Source organism: Streptacidiphilus sp. EB103A, assembly GCF_041261405.1.
In the GTDB taxonomy this organism is placed as follows: Bacteria; Actinomycetota; Actinomycetes; order Streptomycetales; family Streptomycetaceae; genus Streptacidiphilus.
The window spans coordinates 68,147-85,739 of sequence record NZ_JBGCAQ010000001.1; the positions used below are offsets into that span (position 1 = coordinate 68,147).

Annotated in this window: 14 protein-coding genes; 11 read left to right on the plus strand and 3 right to left on the minus strand. The window is 69.2% G+C overall.

Annotated features, from left to right (window positions below; all coding sequences use genetic code 11):
- Positions 1-132 precede the first annotated feature (132 nt).
- The 8 genes from ABH941_RS00280 to ABH941_RS00315 all read left to right on the plus strand — a co-directional run bounded on the left by ABH941_RS00280 (position 133) and on the right by ABH941_RS00315 (position 12,693).
- Complete coding sequence (locus ABH941_RS00280) at positions 133-1,464, plus strand: ABC transporter substrate-binding protein (RefSeq protein ID WP_370126446.1); 1,332 nt, start codon at positions 133-135, stop codon at positions 1,462-1,464.
- Positions 1,465-1,503: 39 nt separating this feature from the next.
- Positions 1,504-2,484: a carbohydrate ABC transporter permease gene (locus ABH941_RS00285; RefSeq protein WP_370126447.1), complete on the plus strand. Its 981-nt coding sequence runs from the start codon at positions 1,504-1,506 to the stop codon at positions 2,482-2,484.
- Positions 2,481-3,344: a carbohydrate ABC transporter permease gene (locus ABH941_RS00290; RefSeq protein WP_370126448.1), complete on the plus strand. Its 864-nt coding sequence runs from the start codon at positions 2,481-2,483 to the stop codon at positions 3,342-3,344. Before ABH941_RS00285 ends, ABH941_RS00290 begins: the two co-directional genes overlap by 4 nt.
- Positions 3,345-3,404: 60 nt before the next feature.
- Positions 3,405-6,812 carry a Tat pathway signal sequence domain protein gene (locus ABH941_RS00295; RefSeq protein WP_370126449.1) on the plus strand — a complete coding sequence of 1,136 codons (3,408 nt, stop codon included), beginning with the start codon at positions 3,405-3,407 and terminating at the stop codon, positions 6,810-6,812.
- 84 nt (positions 6,813-6,896) lie between these two features.
- Positions 6,897-8,123 carry a hypothetical protein gene (locus ABH941_RS00300; protein WP_370126450.1) on the plus strand — a complete coding sequence of 409 codons (1,227 nt, stop codon included), beginning with the start codon at positions 6,897-6,899 and terminating at the stop codon, positions 8,121-8,123.
- Positions 8,124-8,150: 27 nt separating this feature from the next.
- A complete protein-coding gene (locus ABH941_RS00305) occupies positions 8,151-9,746 on the plus strand; it encodes a glycoside hydrolase family 43 protein (RefSeq protein WP_370126451.1) in 1,596 nt (531 codons plus the stop codon).
- 20 nt (positions 9,747-9,766) lie between these two features.
- Entirely contained in the window at positions 9,767-11,875 is a 2,109-nt protein-coding gene (locus tag ABH941_RS00310; RefSeq protein ID WP_370126452.1) for a glycoside hydrolase family 36 protein, read from the plus strand.
- Positions 11,876-11,901: 26 nt separating this feature from the next.
- The gene (locus ABH941_RS00315) at positions 11,902-12,693 is read left to right on the plus strand and encodes an alpha/beta fold hydrolase (RefSeq protein WP_370126453.1); all 792 of its coding nucleotides are present in this window, start codon (positions 11,902-11,904) and stop codon (positions 12,691-12,693) included.
- 66 nt (positions 12,694-12,759) lie between these two features.
- Here ABH941_RS00315 and ABH941_RS00320 read toward each other — a convergent pair whose 3' ends face one another.
- Positions 12,760-13,809 carry a M56 family metallopeptidase gene (locus ABH941_RS00320; protein ID WP_370126454.1) on the minus strand — a complete coding sequence of 350 codons (1,050 nt, stop codon included), beginning with the start codon at positions 13,807-13,809 and terminating at the stop codon, positions 12,760-12,762.
- Positions 13,806-14,198: a BlaI/MecI/CopY family transcriptional regulator gene (locus ABH941_RS00325; protein ID WP_370126455.1), complete on the minus strand. Its 393-nt coding sequence runs from the start codon at positions 14,196-14,198 to the stop codon at positions 13,806-13,808. Before ABH941_RS00325 ends, ABH941_RS00320 begins: the two co-directional genes overlap by 4 nt.
- Before the next feature lie 117 nt (positions 14,199-14,315).
- Between ABH941_RS00325 and ABH941_RS00330 the strand changes: the two genes are divergently transcribed.
- Positions 14,316-15,032 (plus strand): YceI family protein, encoded by a 717-nt coding sequence (locus ABH941_RS00330; RefSeq protein ID WP_370126456.1) that lies wholly within the window; start codon positions 14,316-14,318, stop codon positions 15,030-15,032.
- Positions 15,033-15,207: 175 nt separating this feature from the next.
- Here the strand turns inward: ABH941_RS00330 and ABH941_RS00335 are convergent, their stop codons facing one another.
- A complete protein-coding gene (locus ABH941_RS00335; protein WP_370126457.1) occupies positions 15,208-15,846 on the minus strand; it encodes a TetR/AcrR family transcriptional regulator in 639 nt (212 codons plus the stop codon).
- 204 nt (positions 15,847-16,050) lie between these two features.
- Here ABH941_RS00335 and ABH941_RS00340 point away from each other — a divergent pair, with 204 nt between their 5' ends.
- Positions 16,051-16,704, plus strand: a complete 654-nt coding sequence (locus ABH941_RS00340; protein WP_370126458.1) for a nuclear transport factor 2 family protein — start codon at positions 16,051-16,053, stop codon at positions 16,702-16,704.
- Positions 16,705-16,834: 130 nt separating this feature from the next.
- Entirely contained in the window at positions 16,835-17,575 is a 741-nt protein-coding gene (locus ABH941_RS00345) for an SDR family oxidoreductase (RefSeq protein ID WP_370126459.1), read from the plus strand.
- Positions 17,576-17,593 lie beyond the last annotated feature (18 nt).

Consider the following 17,593-nt stretch of genomic DNA (forward strand, 5'->3'; position numbering starts at 1 on the left):
CGCCGAAACACTGGCGTAATCGGTTACGACGGAGAGCCTGAGCCTGCCAGGTGCCGACCACCGACCTGGCTTCCCCTGAGTGACTGGTATCCCCGGCAGCAGTGCCGCAGGGCTCATCGAGGAGACTGCACCATGAGATCGACACGCGTGAAGCTGCGCACCCGGGCCCTCATAGCCACTGGTACGGCGCTGGCGGCGACGATGGCACTGGCTGCCTGCAGCAGCGGGGGCAGCAGCGCCGCAGGCAAGCCGGCCGGTCCCGTCACCATCGAGTACTGGGACAACTCCACCGGAATGGCCGCCCAGGTCGCGGTGTGGAACAAGGCGCACCCGGACATCCAGGTCAAGTACACCAAGGTCACCTTCGGTGACACCGGCTACCAGAAGCTCGCGGCGGCGGTCACGGCGGGCAACGGGCCGTGCCTGGCGCTTACCGACGCTGAGCATGTGGTCAGCTTCGCCGCGCAGGGCCTGGAACTGGACATCTCCACGTACGCCAACCAGTACAAGGATCTCTACACCCCGGCCGCGTGGAACGTGGTCACCCCCGGCGGTGCCACCTACGCGCTGCCCGAGTCGGCCTCGCCGAACTTCTTCGCCTACCGCAAGGACCTCTTCGCCAAGTACGGGCTGACCGTGCCCACCACCTGGGACCAGTTCATCGCGGACGGCAAGAAGCTGGTGGCGGCCAACCCCAAGCTGAAGCTGATGAACTACGCGCCGGAGGACCCGAGCGGCTTCGTGGGCCTCAACTGGGAGGCCGGCGCCAGCTGGTACAAGCAGTCCGGCAACGGCTGGACCATCGCCTTCAGCTCGCCCCAGGCGCTCAAGGCGGCCGGCGTGCTGCAGCAGATGGTCGACAACCACATGCTCTCCTCGGTCTCCTACACCGACCCGGGCATCTGGAAGACCTGGGACGACGGCGGCACCCTCGCCATGACCACCTCCACCTGGCAACTGCCCATCTACGCCAAGGTCTTCCCCAAGTCCGACGGCAACTGGTCGATGGCCACCGTGCCGCAGTACGCCGCGGGCGAGGCCTCCACGGACAGCGGATACAACGCCGTCTCGGTCTACAAGGGCTGCAAGAACCCGCAGCAGGCAACGGAGTTCGCGGCCTGGGCCACCCAGAACCAGGCCCCGCTGACCGCGCTGGCGGACCCGACCGCCGGGGCCGGCTACTTCCCGGCGCTCAAGGACGTCTCGCCGTACGTCGCGAACATCGCCCCCGCCACCATGTTCAAGGGCGAGACCAACACCTCCTCGGTGGTCACCACCGCGGCCGGAGAGGTCAACCCGGGCTGGCAGTACGGACCGGACTACGCGGCCATGTACACCAAGATGGCCAGCTACTGGCCCCAGGTCCTGGCCGGGAAGATGACCGCCGTCCAGTTGCTGAGCACCATGCAGACCTGGGTCCTGGCCGATCTGAAGACCCAGGGCATCAACGCCTCCGCCGGCTGACCCTCGGACTGGAGCTAGCGGAGCGAACGGAGAACCACCATGAGTACCGAGCTGGATGTCCATCCCACCGTCGACCGGACGCCGCCGCGCGGCGGCGCCCGGCGCGGTGCCGGCCGCCGGGCCCGCGCCGGCAGATCGAGGGCCGGAGCCGTCAAGGGGCTGTTGTTCACACTGCCCTTCGTGGCCGGCTTCCTGTTCGTCTACGTCGCCCCGGTGGGCTACGCGGTGTTCCAGAGCCTGCACCAGCAGAAGCGCTCCGGGCTGGGCTTCGGGGCCCCGCGCACCGTCTTCACCGGTCTGACCAACTACGTGAACACCTTCTCCGACCCGTCCTTCTGGGGCAGCCTGGTGCGGGTCGCGCTGTTCGGCGCTGTCGAGATCCCGGTGATGCTGGGGCTGGCCCTGCTGATGGCACTGCTGCTGGACGGCGTGGCCGCCCGCGCGGTGCGGCTGTTCCGGCTCGGGTTCCTGATCCCCTACACCGTCCCCGGGGTGGTGGCGGCACTGGTGTGGATGTACCTCTACAGCCCGGTCGTCAGCCCGATCACGGACACCTTCAAGCACCTCGGCGCGACCGTCGGTTTCTTCGGCCCGGTCAGCACCTACCTGTCGATCGGCAACGTCCTGGTCTGGGAGCAGGTCGGCTTCAACATGATCCTGATCTCCGCCGCGCTGCAGGCCGTGCCCAGGGAACTGTTCGAGGCGGCCCGGATCGACGGCGCCTCGGAGGCGCGGATCGCCTGGTCCATCAAGGTGCCCACGGTGCGCCCGGTGCTGGTGTTCACCGGGATGTTCTCCATCATCGGCGCACTGCAGCTGTTCAACGAGCCGATGATCCTGCGTCAGGAGGCTCCCGGGGCCATCCCCACCGACTTCACCCCGATGCAGATGATCTACACGACGGCCTTCGGAACCACCGACTACGACTACGCGGCCGCCCTGTCGACCGTGCTGGCCGTGGTCACCGGAATCCTGGCCTTCGTCTTCTACCGAACCACGAACAGGCGGACCGCGGCATGAGCACGACGACGACGACGGGGGCACGCGCCTCACGCAGGTCGGTGGCCCTGACCATCGGGCTGATGCTGGTCTTCCTGCTCTACTCGCTGGCACCGGTGTGGTGGCTGCTGGTGTCCAGCACCAAGAGCCTGTCCGACCTGTACGGCACCTTCGGGCTGGGCTTCGCGCACATGCACCTGGGCTCCAACATCAGCCGGACGCTCAGCTACGACAACCACATCTTCCTGCGCTGGATGCTGAACTCGGTCCTGTACGCGGGCCTGGGCTCGGCCGGGGCCACCGCGGTGTCGATCGCGGCCGGCTACGGGCTGGCCAAGTTCCGCTTCCGCGGCCGCGGCGCGATGTTCGCGGTCACCATCGGCGCCTCGCTGCTGCCCAGCACGCTGCTGGCGCTGCCGCTGTACCTGCTGTTCAGCAAGATCGGCCTGGTCGGCTCGGTCTGGTCGCTGTACATCCCCTACTTCGTCAACCCGTTCTGCGTCTACCTGGCTCGGGTCTACGCCGAGAGCTCCATCCCCGACGAGCTTCTGGAAGCGGCCCGGATCGACGGCGCCGGAGAGCTGCGGATCTTCCGCAGCATCTCACTGAAACTGATGGTCACCGGCGCGGCCACGATCTTCATGCTCGACTTCATCGGCATCTGGAACAACTTCTTCCTGCCGCTGTTCATGCTCAACGGCGAGCAGACCTACCCGGTCACCCTCGGCCTGTACGACTGGAACCTGTCGGTGCTGCACTCCCATGACATGACCAGCCTGGTCATCACCGGCTCCCTGCTCTCGGTGCTCCCGCTGGCGGTCTTCATCATCTCCATGCAGAAGTACTGGCGCAGCGGCATCCTCGTCGGCTCCGTGCGCTAGCCGTTCACCTTCGTCCTCGCTCTTCCTTCCGCTCCACCCCGCATCCAGGAAGGCACAGCCATGCCCGAAACGCCCGCACGCCGCGACGTCCTGAAGTACGCGGGAGCCACCGGCGCCCTCGCCGGCGTCGGCTGGCTCGGCGGAACCATGCCCGCCCACGCGGCCACACTCGGCACGACCAGTGCGGCACAGCCGGCGTCGAAGCGGTCCGCCGGTACCGGCCCGCTCGACACCCTGATCCTCGGCGACGCCGCCTCCGAAAGCGACCACGCCCTGACCGCCACCCTGTCCGACACCGTCACCGCCGGCGGCCTGGGCCAGCCGGCTCGGGTGCTCAACCCGACCAGCCCGGCGAGCTACTACGGCGGCACGCTCTCCTTCACCCTCGCCTGCAACCCCACCGGCACGACCTACGTCACCGTCAAACTCTGGGGCGACGAACACGACCCCACCGCCAGCGAGGCGAGTTTCGGCAACAACCCCTGGCGGCTCCAACTGTTCTGCGAGGGCCTTCAGATCGGCTACCAGGACGAGGGCGCGGTCGACAACCTCGACATCCTGGACACCGCACCGCGCACCCCCGGGCGCTTCTTCTTCCACACCCTGCCTCTGCCGGAGAAGCTCACCGCCGGAAAGACCTCGATCGCGCTGGAGGTCCGCGCGTTGGGCCGGATCTGGTCCTACGGCCAGAACCAGGCACAGCTGTACTACAACATGACCACCCCTTCCCGCTCCATCTACCGGCTCTACACCCACACCGACCCGTACTTCGTCCCGTGCAGGGGAGAGGCCCAGGGGCCGGCCCCGGTGCCGGTGGCGCGTACCACCGGTGCGGAGGTCCTGGACGCGGTCAAGGCGCGGGTGCAGAAGGAGCAGGCCGACTACCTCAACACCGCGACCCCCGCCGCGATGGACGGCTGGGCGATGCAGTCGCTGGCCGAGGGCTATCTGTGGCCCGGCAGCCCCGCCTACCAGCAGGACGCCGCGGTCGAGCGGGTGCTGCAGGCGATCGACGGCCGGTACATGGCCTGGCAGTCCGACGCGACCGTGCTCACCGGCTCGGACCAGCAGTGGCAGGGCTTCGGCCGGGTAGGTCTGTGCCTGGCCCTGCTGTGGGAGCACCTCGGCGACCGGCTCGACTCGAAGGTCACTGGCTCCCCGTACGAGATAGCCAACGCGGGCTTCGAGGACGGGGGCGGCACGCCCAGCTCCTGGGCCCAGCCCGGCTGGGCCTCCTCCGGTGGCGGCACCTGGACCCGCGACACCACCGTCTCCCACTCGGGCTCGGCCTCCCTCAAGCTCACCGCCACCACCGCCGACGGCTACAGCTACGTCTATTCACAGCCCAGGACCAAGGTCGGTGCTGGCACCTACACCTACGGCGCCTGGATCAGGACCGACAGTGTCACCGGCGCGGGCGCGCACATCGACCCGCTGTTCTTCGACGCGAGCGGCAACCTGGTCGGCAGCGACCACAAGGTGTACGCAACGATCGGTACCCACGACTGGGAGTACGTCTCCGTCGACCTGGCGACGCCGAGCGGCGCCACCCAGATCGAGCTCCACCTTCGCCTGTCCGGCCCCGGCACCGCCTGGTTCGACGACATCGACCTCATCAAGCCGACCGACCTGCGCAACCCCGGCTTCGAGACCGGCGGCGCGACCCCCGACCACTGGGCCAAGCCCGACTGGGCTCCCGGCGGCACCTGGTCCCGCGACACCACCGTCTCGCAGGCGGGCTCGGCCTCACTCAAGCTCACCGCGACCGGCTCCGACGGCTACAGCTACGTCTACGCCACCCCCAAGGTCCAGGTCGGCTCCGGTACCTACACCTACGGTGCCCGGATCAGGACCGACAGTGTCACCGGCCTCGGCGCGCACATCGACCCGCTGTTCTACGACGCGAGCGGCAACCTGGTCGGCGGCGACAACAAGGTGTTCGCAGCGACCGGCACCCATGACTGGGAACACGTGTCGGTCGACCTGGCGACCCCTGGCGGCGCCACCCAGGTCGAGTTCCACCTGCGCCTGTCCGGCCCGGGCACCGCCTGGTTCGACGGCGTCGACCTCATCGCCCCGGCCGCGGACGTGCAGGCGCAGCCGGTGCGCCGCGCGGCTTACACGACGATGCTGCAGGCCAGCCGCGACTACTGGCGCCAGCACTTCCCGCACTACTCCAACCAGACCCAGATCTGCGCCACTGGCATCTACCAGGCCAACCGGGGCCTGGGGCTGCTCGACTCCACCCTGGCGCTGCCGGAGGACAAGGCCCGCGAGTACCTGTACCAGTCGATCGGCCTGATCCCCTACCTCGGACCTGAAGACGCGAACGGCAACCCCTCCAAGCCGCTGGGCGCCGACTACTACCAGGTCACCAAAGCGGGGCTGACCCGCGAACTGGGCTATGTCGGCAGCTACGGGGAGGTCACCGACTGGCTGGTCATGATGTACGAGTCGGTGACCCGCGGCTACGGCGGCCAGCAGGCCCCCGAACTGCGCGAGCAGATGATCAAGATGGTCAAGGCGCGCGGCCGGTTCCGGGTCGTGGACGTGGACGGCGACAACGCCCGGATCTCCCGCACCGAGACCGTCATCGGCTGGCGCAACGAGGTGTACCCGGGAGCGATCGCGTACGCCTCGCGCACTGCCTGGGACTCCAACCCGCTGATGTCCGCCGCCGTCTTCAAGGACCCGGACCTGGTCGGCTGGACCCAGGAGATGGTGGACGACGGACAGTTGTGGCCGCAGCTGCAACTGATCGCGACCTACAACTGGACCCGCGTGGGACTCAACGCGCTGCGCCTGGTCTCCCGCGACTGGGACGACTACCAGGCCCTGGCCGCCCGGCCGGGTCGGGTGCCCACCGGCTGGGACGAGCCGGACTTCGTCCTGACCGACGAGGAGAACGGCGCCGTCGCGATCAAGTGTGGCCAGGAGGTGCTCTTCGCCTCCCTCTACTGGCGGGCCCGGCAAGGCGTCAACAACTACGCCCGGATCCACCATGTGACCCCCGTCGACCAGCGCTCGGCCACGATCCGCCAGCACTCCGCGGGCACCACCGACACCACCTTCACCGCCCGCGACTGGATCCTGTGGGACTACGCCATCAACGACCCCGCCGCCGCCGGCCTGCCGCCCGGCGGCTTCCCCCCGCCCGGCGACACCCTCCACCAGTCCCAGCAGGGCGATGTCTACCACCTCGCCCCCGTCCCCGCGGACGTCCCCGACCCCACCCTCGGGGTGCACTTCGACGGCGTCGAGACCATGCTCGTCGGCAAGGCCCCCTTCTACTACTGCCAGTACGGCGACTACCTGATCGCCATGAACACCAGCACCGACAAGGTCTTCACCCTCCCCGCCCGCGAGGACTTCGGGCCCGCCCGTGACCTCGCCACCGGCAAGAACACAGGTGCCGGCGAACGTCCCAAGGTCGGCCCGCGCAGCACGCTCGTCCTGCGCCGGATCTGACCGCCCCACCGCCGACCCCCTCCGCCCTGCCTCCCTCATCCCGTTCCCTTCACCGCACTCAGCGTCGAGTCGACAAGGAACCCCATGAACAACCCGCATCTTCCCCCACCCCCTCTCACCTCCGAGCTCCTGTCTCCCGCCGACCCGTACGGCCCCGGCGCCCCGCCCAGCCGGCGCCGCCTGCTCAAGCTCACGGCAATCGGCGCCGGTGTGGCCGGGATCGCGGGCGCCGGACTGGCCCGGGCGACGAGCGCCGCTGCCGTCACCTCGGGGCTGGCTTCACTGACCCACCCCGGTGTGCTGCACAGTCTTACCGACCTCAACCGGATGCGTACCAAGGTCGCAGCGGGCGCCCAGCCCTGGCTGAACGGTTACAACGTCTTCGCGGCCGACTTCTTCTCGTCGTCCTCGTACGTGGTCGCGGGCGGCCGGGCGACCGTCACCCGGGGCACCAGCCCGGAAGACGGCAATATGGATCTCTGGTACGACTGCAACGCCGCGTACCAGAACGCGGTCATGTGGTACATCACCGGCGACACCGCACACGCCTACAAGGCCCTTGAGATCATCAAGTCCTGGACCAACACACTGCAGACCATCAACGGCGCCGACGCCGAGCTCGCCGCCGGGATCTACGGCGCCAAACTGGCCGCCGCCGTCGAGATCATGCACTACACCGGACCGGCGGGCAGCTGGTCGCTCTCCGAACTCGCGGCCACCGTCACGATGTTCCAGAACATCTTCGTCCCCCTCATCGACGTCTACGGTGACGGTGGCTACGGTCTGATGGGCCTCAAGGGCATGATGCAGATCGCCGTGGCCTGCAACAACCTCACCCTCTTCAACGACGCGTACAACGCGTTCGCCACCAACAGCTGCTGCGGACTGACCAGACTCATCCAGTCCGGCACCGGCCAGTGCTGCGAGTCCGGCCGCGACCAGGCCCACACCCAGCTGATCCTGGGCTCGCTCGCGGAGATCTGCCAGACCGGCTGGATCCAGGGCCTGGACATGTTCGGGGCCTCGAACTCGCTGCTGCTGTCGGGCTTCGAGTACACGGCGAAGTACAACCTGGGCAATACGGTCGCGTACGACGCCACCTTCGGGCGGTGCAACGGGCACTGGTCGACCATCTCCACCGACGGGCGCGGCACTTTCCAGCCCGTCTACGAAATGGCCTACAACCACTACGTGAAACGGGTCGGGAAGTCCGCCCCCTACACCGCGCAGGTGGCAAGCAACCTGAGACCCGAAGGCGCGCCGTTCCAGTGCGACCACCCCGGCTTCGGCACCCTGCTGTTCTCCCTGTAGACCCTGCGATCCCCGAACGGACGCCACGTGATCCACAATCCCGTCCTGCGCGGCTTCGAGCCCGATCCCGCGATCCTGCGGGTGGGCGACGATTACTACATCGCCACCTCGACCTTCGAGTGGTGCCCGGGTGTGCGGCTGCACCACTCCCGGGACCTGGTCAACTGGCGTGCGCTGGGCGGTGTGCTGGACAGCCGTCGGCTGCTCGACCTGGCCGGGGTCCCCGACTCCGGCGGGGTCTGGGCACCGGGACTGTCCTACGCGGACGGACTGTTCCACCTGGTCTTCACGGTGGTGGACACCTATGCGGAGGGCTGGAAGGACCTGCGGAACTTCGTGACCACGGCACCCTCGATCCAGGGCCGGTGGTCCGATCCGGTACCACTGCACGGGCGGGGTTTCGACGTGTCGCTGTTCCACGACGAGCAGGGCGACGGACGCAGCTGGCTCCTGAACATGGCCTTCGACTGGCGGCCGGAGCACGACATGTTCGCCGGAATCGAGGTGCAGGAGTACGACCGTACGTCGCAGAAACTCCTCGGACAGCCCCGAACAATCACCGTGGGCACCGCCGCCGGCGTCGCGGAGGGCCCGCACCTCTACCACCGGGACGGCTGGTACTACCTGGTGCACGCCGAGGGCGGCACCGGCTACGAGCACGGAGCAGCCGTCGCCCGCTCCCGCGACCTCTTCGGCCCGTACGAGCCGGACCCGGCCGGTCCGCTGCTCACCTCCCGCCACGACCCGAGGCTGGAGCTTCAGAAGGCCGGCCACTGCTCACTGGTGGAAACGTCGTCCGGCCAGTGGTACGCGGCCCACATCACCGCCCGCCCCTATACCGAGCGCGGCCGCTGCGTGCTGGGCCGCGAGACCGCCCTTCAGCCCGTGACCTGGACCGAGGACGGCTGGCCGGGCATCGCGGGCGGCATTCCCGCCGTCACCGTCCCAGCCCCCGGCCTGACGCCTGCCCCGTTCCCGGCGCCGCCTGCGACCGACCCCTTCGACGCGCCCCTGCTCGGTCCCGACTGGTCCACGCTGCGTCGCCCGGCCGACGAGGACTGGCTCAGCCTCACCGCCCGCTCCGGTTCCCTACGGATCCACGGCGGGCAGTCACCCGTCGGGCGCCGCGCCCCCAGCCTGGTCGCCCGCCGGGTCACCGCCCGCCGCTGCTCGTTCGAGACCCGGGTGTCCTTCGACCCGCTCACCCCGGACCACCTGGCCGGCCTCACCGCCTACTACAACACCCGCAACTGGCACTACCTGTACGTCACCGCGCAGGACGACGGAAGCCGGGCCCTGAAAGTCCTCAGCTGCCAGCAGGGCGCCCTAGCTGCCCACCCCGTCCACATACCGCTCATCCCCGGTGCATCCGTGGTCCTCCGGGCCGAACTCGACGGACCCGTACTGCGCTTCTCCTATGGCACCGGGCACCGCACCCTGCAGCTCCCGTTCGAACTCGACGCCACCGTGCTGTCGGACGAGGCCGCCGACGAGTTCCACAACGGCCAACTACGCGTCCTCGGCTTCACCGGCGCGATGCTCGGCCTGTGGGTGCAGGACCTCGACGGGGCCGGCGTCCACGCCGACTTCGACTACGCCACGTACACGGAGGCGACAGGGTGACCAAGCCAGGAGTGCTCGCGATGACCGCTCAGCCCGGGGAACTGCGCTGGGGTAATGGCGCGCTGACCGTCCACCTCGGCTGGGAGGAGGACGGACCGGTCCGCCTGCTCGACCTCCTCCTGACCGGCGACACACCCCGGCAGTCGCACCGTCCCGCCCGGCCGCTGGTCGAGCTGGAGTGCACCGGCACCGGGCGCACCGGAACCTCCGGCAAGCGCCATGTCGACGGGGACGCCGCCGCTCGGCAGCGCTACCTCGGCCATGAGGAGCGGACGGACGGAGACTGGCGCGAGCTGATCGTCAGCACCGCCGACCCGGCGGGCGGCCTGCGCGTCACCGCGCATCTGCGGCTGCACGCCCAGCTGCCGGTGCTGCGCAGCTGGGCCGAGGTGACGGCCGGTCAGAATGCGGTGACGGTGGAGTACCTTTCCTCGTTCGTGTTCGCCGGTCTGGCCGGGCGGGTGAGGGGCCGTTGGGAGGACGGGTTGCGGCTGCACACCGCGGCCAACCCGTGGAGCGGGGAGTTCCGCTGGTCCGACCACACGCTGGCCGAGCGCGGCCTGTACGACGTCGGGATGGTCCGGTACGGCCAGACCGGTTCCAAGAACCGCGTCGCCCTCACCAGTACCGGGGCCTGGTCCAGTGCCGAGCACCTGCCCATGGGCTGCGTCGAGGACCCGGCGAGCGGGCGCGCCCTGCTGTGGCAGATCGAGCACAACGGCGCCTGGCACGCGGAGGTCGGCGACTACGACGACGACGTCTACCTGGCCCTGTCCGGCCCCACCGACCGCGAGCACGCCTGGCGGGCCAGGCTGCAGCCCGGCCAGTCGTTCACCGGGGTCCCGGTCGCGGTGGCACTGAGCCCGGACGGCTTCCAGGGCGCCGTCGGCGCGATGACCGCTTACCGTCGCGCGCTGGTGCGACCGCACCCGGACCACGAACGGCTGCCTGTGGTCTTCAACGACTTCAACAACTGTCTGATGTCGGACCCCAGTACGGCCGCGGTCCTGCCGCTGGTGGAGGCGGCGGCCGCAGCCGGCGCTGAGTACTACGTCATCGACGCGGGCTGGTACGCCGACACCGACGGCTGGTGGGACGCGGTCGGGGAATGGGAGGAGTCCGCCGTCCGCTTCCCCGGCGGGCTGAAGGAGGTGACGGACCGGATCCGGGCCCTGGGCATGCTCCCGGGGCTGTGGCTGGAGCCCGAGGTGGTCGGCGTACGCAGCCCACTGGCGAAGACCCTGCCCGAAGAGGCATTCTTCCAGCGCGACGGCGAGCGCGTGGTCCAGTGGGGCCGCTACCAGCTGGACCTGCGCCACCCCGCCGCCCGCACTCACCTGGACGCGGTGGTGGACCGGCTAGTCACCGACTACGGCCTGGGCTACCTCAAGCTCGACTACAACATCGACATCGGCACCGGCACCGGCGATGCCCCGGGCGCCGGGCTGCTGGGTCACAACCGCGCGCTGCTGGACTGGCTGGACGCCGTCCTGGACCGGCACCCCGGCCTGGTCGTGGAGAGCTGCGCGGCCGGCGGCAGCCGCAGCGACTACGCCACCCTGGCCCGATTCCCCATCCACTCGCTCACCGACCAGCAGGACCACCACAACCTGCCACCGATCGCCGTCGCCGCCCCGGCGGCCGTCCTGCCGGAGCAGGGCGCCATGTGGGCCTACCCGCAGGCCGAGTTCGACACCGACGCCATCGGGCTTGCGCTGGTCCCCGCGCTGCTCGGCCGCATCCACCTCAGCGGCCGCATCGACCGCCTCGATCCTGTGCGGCTTGAACTGGTACGCACAGCCCTGGATGTCTACAAGGGCTACCGCGCCTGCTTGGGCACCGCGGTCCCGCGCTGGCCGCTGGGCCTGCCCGGCTGGCGCGCCCCCTGGACGGCACTCGCCCTGCACTGCACCGACGCGATCCGCGTCTCGGTCTTCCGCCGCGAGACCGACACCGATCGCTGCGCCCTGCCCTTCCCCGAACTGCGGGGACGCGCTATGGAGGTGGAACCGCTGTTCGACGCGGCAGGTGACGCGACGGCTTCGTGGGACCTATCGGCTGGTGAGCTGACGGTGACGTTGCCGCGCTCGCAGAGCGCCCTGCTGCTACGACTCATACCGGCCCCCTGAGCGCCCACGTGATCGGAGAACCGGCCATGCCCTACCTGAACACACCCGAAGTGCGACTCCACTACACGGACACCGGCTCCCGTTGGGGCACGCCGGTGCTGCTCGTTCACGGCTGGGGCGGCGACAGCTCGGAGTGGCTGCCGCTCGCCACTCTGCTCCCAGCACACCGGGTGGTCACCGTCGACCTGCGCGGCCACGGCCGCTCCTCCACCCCGCCCTCCGGCTACGCCCCGGCCGACTTCGCCGGTGACCTCGCAGATCTGCTGGTGCAGCTCGACCTGCCCCCGGTGATCGCCGTTGGTCACTCCATGGGCGCTCAGGTGGTCGTCGCCCTCGTCGCACGCCATCCGGCAGCGGTGGCCGCCTTGGTCGTGCTCGATCCGGCCTATGGCGCGGACGAGGCCGAAATGCTGCGGATTCCTGGCGAGCAAAGGCAGTTGCTGGCCGAGGGCAGCACCTGGGCTGTTCGTTTCGCCGAGGATGCGCACGTCGCCGCCACTCCTGCGGCGGTGCGGCGGCACCATGCGCAGGTCATGGCCGCCATGGACCCGCAGGTCCTCGCGGCGGCCCGGGAAGCCCTGTACCTCGCTCCGGACGCGATCGGTTCCCGGCCTGCCGCCGAGGCCGCGCTCCGGGCACTGACCTGCCCCGTACTCACCGTCATGACCAGCCGTGACCGCGCTTCCTGGGCCCGCCGCACCGTGAACCGCGGGTCCTCCCACGTCGAGCTGTTCGAGGGCTGCGGCCACTACCTGCACGAGGAGCACCCCGAGGAGCTCGCCCGGCTGATCATGAGTTGGGCAGGGGCCCTGGTCTGACCGGTTCCCCAGAGGTCCGATGGGGTGGTGCCCACCGTGCCGGTCCAGCAGACCGCACCCTGTACGTCAGTGCACGAGGAGACCCTGAAGCGCCGTCAGTGATGTGCAATACGCCGCGCAGCAGGCGACCAGCGCAGGGCCGAGGAGCAGCAGCGGTGGCGTGAGTGCCATGGTGATGATGGCCAGCCCGGCGCCCGCGGTCCGTCCCGCGCCCAGCGGCGAGCGCGGCTGCAGTAGGCGGCGCACCCGTTGCGCGGCGGCGCTCTCGGCTGCGGGAGCGTACCCGGCCGCATCCTTGCCGACCGCTGCCAGCGCGATGCCGGGAGCCCGGGCCGGGATCGGCGCGGTATGCGGGGCACTGGCCAGGGTGAGCAGCGCCTCGGCCAGATCGAGCCGGTCCGCGGTACGCGCCGCGGCGTCGTCCGCGAGCAGTTCCAGCAGCCGCAGCAGCTCCGAGCGGATCGCGTCCAGCACCTGCGAGCGGGGTACGAGGGCGGCCACGGCGTGGGCGAAGGTCGCGATCAGGTGGTGCCGTCCGCGCAGATGCGCGCGCTCGTGGGCGAGCACTGCATGCAGCTGGCCGTCGGACAGGGTGCGCAGTGCGCCTGAGGTGACGATGATCCGGCTGCCTTTGCCGGGCAGGCAGTACGCGGCGGGATCGCTGTGCTCCACGACGACGAGGGCGGGCTCGATCCCGTCCATCCGCCGTCCGACCACGCTCACGATCTCCTCGTGGCGGTCGGACTGTCGGCGCGTACGGTAGCCGGCGACCGCGAAGCCGATGACGATGCGCAGCACCAATGCGGCGGCGGCCACGAGGCCGAGCAGCACGGCCCTCCCGATGGCGAAAGGGTGACCGTCGGGCCACAGGCCGACCAGGAGTTCCGCGCCGGCGGCGGACGCACCGGGCGCGCCGGGCGGCGCCGGGAACAGCATCGGAACCAGCGGGGCGATCCCGGCGAAGACCGTCGCACAGAGCAGCGAGCAGGCCAGGCAGATCCAGGCCGCGGTGGCCAACTGGGGCGCGCGCCCGGTCCAGGCGGCGCCCCGCAGTGCACGCACCAGCCAGCGGGGGGCGAACACGACATAGCCGAGCAGCAGCGCCGATACGATCACGGCTGCTCCGGGCCTGGAGGGTCGGACCGCGCGGAGCGCGCGGCGTCCAGTGCGCGGCGCAGTGTCTCGGCCTCGTCGGGGTCCATCCGCTCAGCGAACGTCGCCAGTGCGGCGCTGCGGTCCGGGGTGACGGCCAGGGCCTCGCCCATCAGCCGGGCGACGTAGTCGGCCCGCGAGGCAGTTGAGCGGTAGAGGTAGGCGCGGCCGTGCAGTTGGCGACTCAGCCAGCCCTTGCGGTGCAGGATCTCCATCACGGTCTGCACCGTGGTGTAGGCGACCTGCCGGTCCCGCTGGAGCTGGTTGACGACGTCGCGGACAGTGACGGGATCGGGTGCGGCGGCCCACACCCGATCCATGATCGACGCCTCCAGCTCGCCGAACCCAGGCATCCGCACCTCCTCTGCTCGGTGCCATTCGCTTGCTTGCGAGTTTGAACAATATTCGACACGCTACTACAGTCCTAATCTCCTTAGGAGATTCGTTTCCAATCGAAAGGCCGGACTCCCATGGCTGCTCTTCGTACGCCCCGTCACTGGAAGCGCTTGCTGATCGCAGGGATCGCCGCGATCGTCGTCCTCGCCGTCGGCATTCCCTTCGCCTACATCCACTTCTTCTCCGGCAGTTCGCCGGCCGCGCTCGCGTTGCCCGCCGCGACCAGCAAGGCCAGCACGGGTACGACGTCAGCCGGCGCCTCCTCCTCCGTCGCCGGCACGTACACGGTCGGCAGCGGCTCGCAGGCCGGTTACCGGGTCAGCGAGGTGCTGCTCGGCCAGTCGACCACCGCCGTCGGCCGCACTTCGACCGTCACCGGCAGCCTCACCATCTCCGGGAGCACCCTCACCGCGACCAGTGTCAAGGTCGACCTGCGCACCGTGACGAGCGACAAGACCCAGCGCGACGCCCAGTTCAACGGCCGCATCATGAACACCACGACCTACCCCTACGCGACCTTCACCCTCAGCAAGCCGGTCGCCCTGGCCCCGATCCCGGCCGTCGGCACACAGCAGAAGTACAGCGCCGAGGGCGATCTGACCATGCACGGGCAGACGCACCCGGTGACCCTCAACCTCACTGCCACCCGTACCGCCTCCGGCATCGAGGCTGTCGGCAGCATCCAGATCACCTTCGCGACCTGGGGCATAGCCAATCCCAGCTTCGGCTCCTTCGTCACCACCGGGAACACCGGAACCATGGAATACCTGCTGGTCTTCACCCGCTCCTGAACGGCGGGGTCTGTACACCCACCACCACGACGGCTGGGTCCGGTAACGCCATCTGCGGCAGATCATCGGGCGCGAGCCGTGGGTGGTGCCGTGTGTCGTGCAGTTGCTCGGCGAGTACGTGCTGGAGATCCGATGATGGTCCGTGCTCGTTTGGAGCTGACACGCGCGAACCGGGTCAGCGGCTGGTGGGGGAGTCCCCACGGAACGCCCCGGCCACCACGGGGACCAGCTGCCGTTCGATCTCCTCGGCGGACATGGCGGCGAGCTCGGTGCCGATGGGCGCCAGCGCGAGCCAGTTCAGCAGGCCGGCCGCGCATCGGGTACGGAAGATCAGTTCATCCTCGTCGACTCCGGGAAGGTTCGGTGCCAGCACCCGGACGACTCCCCGGCGACTCCGGTCGAACTTGCCGTCCAACCGGTCCCACCCCTGGGGCGGATCGATACCGACGCGCGCCACCGTCCGCATCACGGCCAGGTCCTGCCCTCCGGCCGCCAGCGCGCGCATCATCGGCCGGGCGAACGCCAGCGCCACCTCATGGAGTGTCGCGGTGGAGGCGAGGGAATCGAGTTCCAGGATCTTGTCGTCGAGATACCGTTCCAGCGCGTGCTCGATCGCCGCGTCGCACAGCTTCTTCAGCGACCCGAAGTGGTAACTCACCGCGGCGACGTTGGCTCCGGCGCGATCTGTGATCTCGCGGAGCGTGACGCCCTCCTGGCCTCGTTGCGCGATCACCTCCAGGGCGGCCGTCTGGAGGCCGTCCCGGGTGCGCTGACCGGCCTCCCGGCGCAGGTCCGCCTTCTCCACTCGCATCATGCAATGTATTCAAGCAGATGATTGAGTAAACTGTCAACAGTCGCCCCCGCGACCGTGCGACCGTGCGATCAAAGAATTCAAACAGTGGCTTGACAGTCCGCATGGCCGTTCATAAAGTTAAGCGAGCGTTTGAATGACTAAGGGCGCGACAGAGATCGTTGCGACGGATCTTGAATCCTGAGCACCAACCTGGAGGAACACGACATGAAGCTGCTCAGCCGGAAGTCGATCACCGCCGCGACCGCGGTGGCTGTCTTCAGCGGTCTTGCCATCGCCGCGGTGCCGTCACAGGCCGCAAGCCCCGCCCACACCGGGGCAGCGGTCCCCGGCGACACGGCCGCCCCGACCCTGACCGCACTCCAACTCGCGAACCTGCCGCTCACCGACCGCCACCTGACCAAGCAGGAGAAGGCCAACCTCGCGGTCGTCCTGCGCGACTACTACGTGGCGGAGGGCAGCCACATCGACGTCCCGACGTTCGTCAACAGCTTCGCCAAGGACGGCGTCTTCAACGACATGGTCGCCGGCCAGGCCTACCGGGGGACGGCGCTCGGCAACGTTCTGCCCTACATGAAGAGCCTCTTCTCCAATGTTCACCGTGACCTCAAGCGGATCACCGTGGAGGGCGACGTGATCAGCATCGAGCTGTCGATCCAGGGCACGTTCGACGGGCAACTCGCGGCGCCGACAGGCGGCTTCGTCAAGGGGAACGGACAGAAGGTCGACGCGCCGACCGCCGACTTCTGGTACCTGAAGAACGGCAAGGTCGAGAAGTTCAACTGCTTCGTCGGGTACTCGAAGATGTACCACGACATGGGCGTGGACTTCGACTGGGCCTCGGCCGTCAACAAGCACTGACCCGCTCGTCCGGCGGGTGATGCCCGGCGCTGCCGGCCGCGCATCACCCGCAAGGGCGGCCCGTCCGAGTGCCTCACGTGCGACGTCTGCTCCGCTGCCCCCTCGTCAGCAACCACGGTCGGAGAATCCTTTGAACGCCACAGGCAACACCGTCTTCGTCGCCGGAGCGACCTCCGGCATCGGCCTCGGCCTCGCGCTGCGGCTGCACGCGGCGGGCAACCGGGTCATCATTTCCGGGCGTCGCGAGGACAGGCTGACGCAGATCGTCCGGGAGAACCCCGGCGTCGAGTCCGTCGTGCTCGACGTCACCGACCCGGTCGCCGTCCAGGACGTCACCGCGCAACTGCTGCAACGCTTTCCCGACCTCAACGTCCTGGTCGCGATGGCCGGCATCATGTTGCCGGAGGACCTCCACAGTGCTGGCTTCCTTGCCACGGCAGAAGCGACGGTGGCGACCAACCTCCTCGGCCCCATCCGCCTTGTGGCCGCTCTGACCGAACACCTCGCCAGCCGGCCGCATGCGACCATCATGACGGTGTCCTCCGGGCTGGCATTCGTCCCCCTGCCGATCGCCCCGACCTACAACGCCGCCAAGGCCGTCATCCACTCCTTCACCGAGAGCCTGCGCGTCCAACTCGCGGACACGAACATCGAAGTCCTGGAACTGGTGCCGCCGGCGGTGCGCACCGCCCTGATGGGACAGGAGGACTCGCAGACCGCCATGCCCCTCGATGCCTTCCTCGACGAGGTCATGGAGATCCTCGGCTCCGGCGAGCACCCGGGTGAGATCCTCGTCGAGGCGGTCGAACCGCTGCGATTCGCCGAGGCCCGCGGTGAGTACGCCGGCATGCTGCGCATGCTGTCCAACTGATGACGACCGCGAACGGGA

Excerpts from the sequence above, each read along its gene's own strand:
- ABH941_RS00285 (WP_370126447.1), top strand. The coding sequence starts at position 1,504 with ATGAGTACCGAGCTGGATGTCCATCCCACCGTCGACCGGACGCCGCCG.
- ABH941_RS00340 (WP_370126458.1), top strand. The coding sequence starts at position 16,051 with ATGAAGCTGCTCAGCCGGAAGTCGATCACCGCCGCGACCGCGGTGGCT.
- ABH941_RS00290 (WP_370126448.1), top strand. The coding sequence starts at position 2,481 with ATGAGCACGACGACGACGACGGGGGCACGCGCCTCACGCAGGTCGGTG.
- ABH941_RS00315 (WP_370126453.1), top strand. The coding sequence starts at position 11,902 with ATGCCCTACCTGAACACACCCGAAGTGCGACTCCACTACACGGACACC.
- ABH941_RS00325 (WP_370126455.1), bottom strand. The coding sequence starts at position 14,198 with ATGCCTGGGTTCGGCGAGCTGGAGGCGTCGATCATGGATCGGGTGTGG.
- ABH941_RS00300 (WP_370126450.1), top strand. The coding sequence starts at position 6,897 with ATGAACAACCCGCATCTTCCCCCACCCCCTCTCACCTCCGAGCTCCTG.
- ABH941_RS00310 (WP_370126452.1), top strand. The coding sequence starts at position 9,767 with ATGACCGCTCAGCCCGGGGAACTGCGCTGGGGTAATGGCGCGCTGACC.
- ABH941_RS00295 (WP_370126449.1), top strand. The coding sequence starts at position 3,405 with ATGCCCGAAACGCCCGCACGCCGCGACGTCCTGAAGTACGCGGGAGCC.
- ABH941_RS00335 (WP_370126457.1), bottom strand. The coding sequence starts at position 15,846 with ATGATGCGAGTGGAGAAGGCGGACCTGCGCCGGGAGGCCGGTCAGCGC.
- ABH941_RS00330 (WP_370126456.1), top strand. The coding sequence starts at position 14,316 with ATGGCTGCTCTTCGTACGCCCCGTCACTGGAAGCGCTTGCTGATCGCA.
- ABH941_RS00280 (WP_370126446.1), top strand. The coding sequence starts at position 133 with ATGAGATCGACACGCGTGAAGCTGCGCACCCGGGCCCTCATAGCCACT.